Here is a 6,212-nt window from a genome sequence, read left to right as displayed (position 1 = left end):
GCAGCAGTACCAGCAGAGGTACGCCAGGCGACGCCCGTAATGGCAGCCGAGCGACGCTCCGGAATCACCACACCGTGACCACCAAAGGCCGCCACCGAGCGAATGACCGCACCCAGGTTACGCGGATCAGTGATGTTATCCAGGCAGACGATAAGGCCCGGCTCACCGGTCTTGGCCACAGAATCAATCAGATCTTCGACAGATGCGTACTTGTACGGCGGAATCTGCAGGCCGATACCCTGGTGCATGGTGTTGCCGGTCATGGTGTCCAACTCGTGGCGGGGTACCTCGCGAATCGGGATACCACGGGAGTTAGCAATACGCACTGACTCCTGCAGGCGCTCGTCATTGTCGGTACCCAGCGCCACAATCAGCGCGGCCGCTGGCACCTTTGCATGCAGGCACTCCACGACCGGGTTACGGCCAACTACCAGCTCGGTGCCATCCCCCTTGCGCTCATGACGCCCCGAGTCACGGCGGCGCTTCTCTTTCGCCCGCTTATGAGCTGCGTGATAAACGCGGTCCTCTGCTTTCGGGGTCGGCCCCTTGCCACGCAAGCCACGCTTTTGGCCACCGGAGCCGCCAACGTTCTTCTTGCTTGCCTTGCGCACTGCACCACGACGACCGTTGCCTGCCATAGCTACCTGCTTCCTGTTGTTAATAGTTTTCTTTAGCCTAAAGCCAGCTTTTCAGCCCTAGTCAGCGACAGACCATGCTGGACCATCCGCGGTATCAGTTACCTCGATACCCGCTTCCTTCAGGCGGTCGCGCACAGCATCAGCCGTAGCCCAGTCCTTCTCTGCACGAGCCCGGGTGCGTTCCTCCAACTGGTGCTCAACCAGCACACCGAGCGCATGCATTGCTGCATCAGAACCGGAATCGGAGGTTGCCCACTGCTCATTCAGCGGATCGAATCCAAGGACTGCGGCCATAGCGCGGACAGCACCGGCAATCTCCTTGGCCTTGGTCTCGTCGCCGTCGGCAAGCGCCTGATTGCCTCCACGAACAGCGTTGTGGATTTCTGCGAGCGCGCGCGGGACAGCGAGGTCGTCGTCGAGCGCTGCTTCGAACGCCGGCGTCCACTCACCGATTTCGATATCGCCGAGCTTATCGACGGCACGGTGCATAAACGCCTCGATACGACGGTAGCCCGCTGCCGCTTCCTGCAGAGCCTCCTCGGAGTACTCCAGCACGGAGCGGTAGTGCGCACTGCCGAGGTAGTAACGCAGCTCAACCGGACGAACCATGGTCAAAATGTGCGGCACAGACAAAACGTTGCCGAGCGACTTCGACATCTTTTCACCGGACATGGTGACCCAGTGATTGTGCATCCAGTAGCGGGCAAAGCCGTCGCCAGCTGCGTGCGACTGCGCAATCTCGTTTTCATGATGCGGGAACTGCAGGTCGAGACCGCCACAGTGGATGTCGAACTCCGAACCCAAGTAGTAGGTGGCCATGGCCGAGCACTCCAGGTGCCAGCCCGGACGCCCATTGCCCCACGGCGTCGGCCAGGAGGGCTCGCCCGGCTTGGCGGCCTTCCACAGCGCAAAATCGTGCGCGCCACGCTTGCCCGGAGTATTGGTCTCGCCCTGCTCCATCTCCTCAACGCGGTTGCCGGACAGGCTACCGTAGTCGCTGCCTTCAGCCTTGGACCAGGCGTCCACGTCGAAATAGACGCTGCCATCGACAGCGTAGGCGAAGCCGTTATCCATCAGACGCTGCATGTACTCCACCATCTGAGTGACATGTCCGGTAGCGCGCGGCTCAACGCTCGGCGGAAGAACGCCGAGCTGGTTGTAGGCCCAGGTAAATTCGCGCTCAAAGCGGGAGACCCACTCCCACCAAGGGCGGCCGTGCTCGGCGGCCTTATTCAAGATCTTGTCATCGATATCGGTGACGTTACGCACAAACGCGACGTCATACCCCTTGGCAATCAACCAACGGCGCAAGATATCAAAGGCCACGCCGGAACGAACATGGCCAATGTGCGGCTGAGCCTGCGGGGTCGCACCGCACAGGTAAATGGAGGCATGCCCCTCGCGGAGAGGCTCAAAATCCTTCAGTTGGCGGGTTGCGGTATCGAAGATTTGAAAAGTCACAGCCCCGAGCATAGCGGGGAAATAGATACGGGTGAAAAAGAGAAAACGGCTAGCGCACACGGGCAATGTGTGTGCGCTAGCCGTTAACCGGAAAAGTGCAGAAAATCCCTACTGGAAGGAACCGGGGAAGGGAAACGACTTATGCGTCTGCGTCCAGGTCCACCGGCTTATCGTCGGCTTCATCCTTCTTCTCACCAGCGGCACCTTCCTGTGCCAGTGTGCGGTGACGTTCGATAGTGGCATCGACGCGGGCAAAGACTTCCTCGACCTTGGCCTCATCAACGCCGTCGGCAAGCGCGAGCTCACCGACGAGAACCTGGCGAGCCTTGCTCAACATACGCTTTTCACCGGCGGACAGACCGCGGTCCTGATCGCGGCGCCACAGGTCACGGACTACCTCAGCGACCTTGTTAATATCGCCCGAACCCAGTCGTTCCTGGTTGGCCTTGTAGCGGCGGGACCAGTTGCCGGCCTCTTCCACATCGGTCTCACGCAGAACGGAGAAGACCTTTAGCAGCCCCTCTTCACCGACAACGTCGCGGACGCCAACCAACTCGGCATTCTTGGCGGGAACCTGGATATTCAGATCACTCTGCAGAATTTGCAGTACGAGGTACTGAACGGTCTCACCGTTAAGCTCTCGTTCAATGATGTTTTCGATTTTCGCAGCTCCGTGGTGCGGATAAACTACGGTATCGCCAATGCTGAATTCCATGTAATGCACACGCCCTTTCCAACGGCCTTCCACCCTATCATGTCCCCCCATGATTTTACGGGTAGTATGAGAACATCTTAGGAAGACACTAAGGTGTTCTTTAAATACTGAAAATCCTATCGCCCATCCTCAAGCTACTGGAGGAAATCTAGTCATGGCCTTCAAGTCCGTACTTCGCCGCAGCGCCCTCGTCACCGTCTCCGCAGCATCTGCAGTTGCACTTGCTGCTTGTGGCGCCGGTCAGATTTCGCAGACCGCAAATCAGCACCCGGCTGTCGACGGTGCGATGAACGGCGGCGAAGATGCTGCCGGCAAGGGTGCTGAGAACACCAACTCGGCTCTTGGCTTCGTCAACATCCGCGACGCTCACATCCTGGTTGACCCGGAGGCTGGTACCGCTGGTCTGAAGTTCTCCGCCAGCAACCAGCAGCGCGCTGCCGAGTCAGTCTACACGCTGAAGTCCGTCACCGTTGAAGGTATCGGCGAGGTTGAGCTGAAGAAGGTCGCTGAGACTCCTTCCTTCGCTAAGGCTGCCAAGGGCGAGAACTCCCTACCGCGTGAGTGCCAGATCGTTGCCGGCCCGAAGTCCGTCATCGATCCGCTGGCTAAGACCGCTAAGGACAACACCGGCTGCATCGCGTACTACACCAATGAGCTGGACCCGAGCACCCTGGTTGGCGACAAGAGCAGCGCTGCCGGCCAGAACCGCGAGGCCACCTTCGAGTTCACTGACCCACAGGGCCAGACCAACACCTACGACCTGGACATCACCATCTCCGCTGACATTCTGGAAGCTGGCGCACCGAACCGCGGTGCTGACGGCATGATTGAATCCAAGTAAGCGCAGCACGGCGCGGTTCCTGCGCTGTTCACGCGCAGCGCACTATTAGCGCTGGTACAGCGCAGTCCTGTCCCGCAAATAACGCGAGGAGCTTCATCGAGCGGGCATGGGCGATTGGTCGCTTGATACGGGCCACGGCGGTACAGTCAGTCCTTGACACATGTCATTGACTCTGCCCTGGCCCGTTCTCGCGTATCTGGGGCAATTTTTTAGCGACATTTCCCGCACATCCCGCACCAAACGTTGTCGGGTCTGTCGCCCCCTCGTTTGAAGCAAAGGCGGTTGCACCGTGGCCAAGACCAAAGACGAAGCCTACGAATGCTCGGCATGCGGTTGGCAGGTGTCGAAATGGGTTGGTCAATGTCCCAACTGCAAAGAGTGGGGCACACTGGAGAAGGTCACTATCCGCTCCAGCAGAGGGAAGTCCGGCTCCACCCTTGAGGACAAAATCGCCACCCGGGCAGCCAAGCAACGTCGCCGGAGTGCTGCCACAACGGAGCCCGGCACGCGAGGTGACCGTCGTAAAGCATCTTCCACTTCCGTCGCGGCTGAGAGCCAGCGTTTAGCACAGCGCGCGCTTGACGACGATGCGGAGGAACGTTTCCTCGCCGAGACATCCGCAACAGATCGAATCCCCACTTCTTCTTCTGAGCTGACGGCCATTACCGGGATTTCCGCCAAAGCTGCGCACGCGGTGCGCACGGGCATCGGTGAGCTGGATCGGGTGCTCGGTTCGGGTATTGTGCCGGGTTCGTTGGTGCTCTTGGCCGGCGAGCCGGGGGTTGGTAAGTCGACGTTGCTGCTTGAAGTGGCCTATCGCTGCGCGGACGGCGATTTGGGGCCGACACTTTACGTCACAGGTGAGGAGTCGGTCGGTCAGGTGCGACTGCGTGCCGAGCGCACTGGCGCGCTGTCGGACTCGCTGTACCTGTCGGCGGTGTCGAATATCGAGGACGTCATCGATCTGACGCTAGAGCTCTCCCCCGGTCTGCTCATTGTGGACTCCGTGCAGACGATGCGTGCCGACGTCGAAGGTGCTCGCGGTGGCGTTGCTCAGGCCCGCGCCGTAACCTCTGCCCTGGCGGCGTTGGCAAAGGAGACCGGGACTGCGATTTTCTTGGTAGGGCACGTGACCAAGGACGGCAATGTGGCCGGCCCGCGCACGATGGAACACCTCGTTGATGTGGTACTCAACTTCGAAGGCGATAGACACTCGGGGCTACGCTTCTTGCGGGGTCTGAAAAACCGCTTCGGCAGCACCGATGAGGTGGGCTGCTTCGAGCAGACCGCGGGCGGTATTGCGGAAGTTGAGGATCCCTCGGGGCTGTTTTTGCATCACCGAACACCGACCTCGGGAACTGCAATTACCGTGGCCATGGATGGCCGCAGACCGCTGCTGGCGGAGGTGCAGGGCCTGGTAATCAACACCGAGGCACATAATCCACGACGCAATGTCTCTGGTCTCGACCCGAGGCGCGTGCCGATGGTCGCGGCCGTGCTGACTGAACACGGTAACTTCAAGCAGTTGGCCCGCATGGAGATGTACGTGTCCACCGTCGGCGGAATGACGCTGTCGGAGCCTGCCGCGGACCTGGCGATTGCGCTGGCACTGGCCTCATCCATGACTAAGCGGACCTTCCAGGACAAAACCATTGCACTCGGCGAACTGGGGTTGGCCGGCGAAGTGCGGCGAGTGACCGATTTGGAGTGGCGCCTTAAGGAAGCTCATCGAATGGGCTTCGACACGGCAATTGTGCCCAGAGGCGCAAAAGGCCCGGCAGGGATGCAGCTGCTGGAAGCAGCCACCGTTGCCGAGGCCATTGAGCTTGGGTTAGGAGCTAAGCGCTAGCGCATGTTGAACGTGTAGGCGTCAGAGTTGTTGTCACCAATCACGCCGTAGAAGATGTACGACCCGGAGGGAACTGGGACCCGGTCTTCTTCGGAGCACTTGTTCGGCGCCGAGGTCAGACGCGACCAGGTGGCGGCATAGTTGACTTCCTCGCCCGGTGCCAATACCAGTTCACCGTGGCCTTCGGAGTCATTGCAATCCACATCCGACCAGACTCGCTCATACGTTGCCAGGTCGTACACCTCGAAGCGCAACTGCTGCTCATCAAGGTTCACGCGGCATTCACCGCCGGTGGGATTGTGGACGGTAATCGCCAGAGTCGGCTGCTCATCGCCGTAGTTCGGCTGATCCGAGGTGGCCGTCACCTGCAGATCTGCAAGGGTACAGTCCTTTTTGCTCGCAAGCGCCGCCTGAGCGTCATCCTTCGCGGAGTCTTCGCCTTCCTTGTCGCCCTTCTTGGCGTCCTTGTCAGACTTGTCGTTCTCCGAGTCCTTGTCAGACTTAGGCGCGTAAGGTTCCTTGGGCTGTTCCGGAGGAGTCACCTCTTTCCCGTCATCCCTGGTGACATTCACCGGTTCAGAATCCTCGCTGTCCCGGTTTACCAGTGCGGAAATACCCCAGCCCAGGAGAACGAGGATGATAACGAGCAACACCGCCGCGGCGATACGCCGACGCCGGTAGATTTCTGGAGGCAGCTTATTGGTCACA

6 protein-coding genes are annotated in these 6,212 nt (G+C 59.9%); 2 read left to right on the top strand and 4 right to left on the bottom strand.

The window, feature by feature from the left end; translation table 11 throughout:
- From HMPREF3011_RS11290 to HMPREF3011_RS00790, 3 genes are all read right to left on the bottom strand, one after another.
- Window positions 1–638, bottom strand: a 638-nt coding sequence (locus HMPREF3011_RS11290; RefSeq protein WP_246821372.1) for a TrmH family RNA methyltransferase, incomplete at its 3' end; no start/stop codon positions are given.
- Window positions 639–695: 57 nt separating this feature from the next.
- Window positions 696–2,099, bottom strand: coding sequence for a cysteine--tRNA ligase (gene cysS, locus HMPREF3011_RS00795; protein WP_038629169.1), 1,404 nt, complete (start codon window positions 2,097–2,099; stop codon window positions 696–698).
- A 139-nt stretch (window positions 2,100–2,238) separates the two neighbouring features.
- Window positions 2,239–2,814 carry a CarD family transcriptional regulator gene (locus tag HMPREF3011_RS00790; RefSeq protein WP_038626586.1) on the bottom strand — a complete coding sequence of 192 codons (576 nt, stop codon included), beginning with the start codon at window positions 2,812–2,814 and terminating at the stop codon, window positions 2,239–2,241.
- A 154-nt stretch (window positions 2,815–2,968) separates the two neighbouring features.
- Here HMPREF3011_RS00790 and HMPREF3011_RS00785 point away from each other — a divergent pair, with 154 nt between their 5' ends.
- Both HMPREF3011_RS00785 and radA read left to right on the top strand, forming a co-directional pair.
- Window positions 2,969–3,655, top strand: a complete 687-nt coding sequence (locus HMPREF3011_RS00785) for a hypothetical protein (protein ID WP_038626588.1) — start codon at window positions 2,969–2,971, stop codon at window positions 3,653–3,655.
- Between the two features lie 289 nt (window positions 3,656–3,944).
- Window positions 3,945–5,504 carry a DNA repair protein RadA gene (gene radA / locus HMPREF3011_RS00780; RefSeq protein WP_049180934.1) on the top strand — a complete coding sequence of 520 codons (1,560 nt, stop codon included), beginning with the start codon at window positions 3,945–3,947 and terminating at the stop codon, window positions 5,502–5,504.
- Here the strand turns inward: radA and HMPREF3011_RS00775 are convergent.
- Entirely contained in the window at window positions 5,501–6,211 is a 711-nt protein-coding gene (locus tag HMPREF3011_RS00775) for a hypothetical protein (protein ID WP_038626593.1), read from the bottom strand. The two genes, radA and HMPREF3011_RS00775, sit on opposite strands and share 4 nt — an antisense overlap.
- Window position 6,212 lies beyond the last annotated feature (1 nt).

The sequence above is a fragment of the Corynebacterium sp. HMSC074C04 genome (genome assembly GCF_001838295.1).
Classification (GTDB): Bacteria; Actinomycetota; Actinomycetes; order Mycobacteriales; family Mycobacteriaceae; genus Corynebacterium; species Corynebacterium amycolatum.
Note: the sequence above shows the minus strand (reverse complement) of the source record. Positions and strands in the feature narration are given on the sequence as shown.

Excerpts from the sequence above, each read along its gene's own strand:
- HMPREF3011_RS00785 (WP_038626588.1), top strand. The coding sequence starts at position 2,969 with ATGGCCTTCAAGTCCGTACTTCGCCGCAGCGCCCTCGTCACCGTCTCC.
- HMPREF3011_RS00790 (WP_038626586.1), bottom strand. The coding sequence starts at position 2,814 with ATGGAATTCAGCATTGGCGATACCGTAGTTTATCCGCACCACGGAGCT.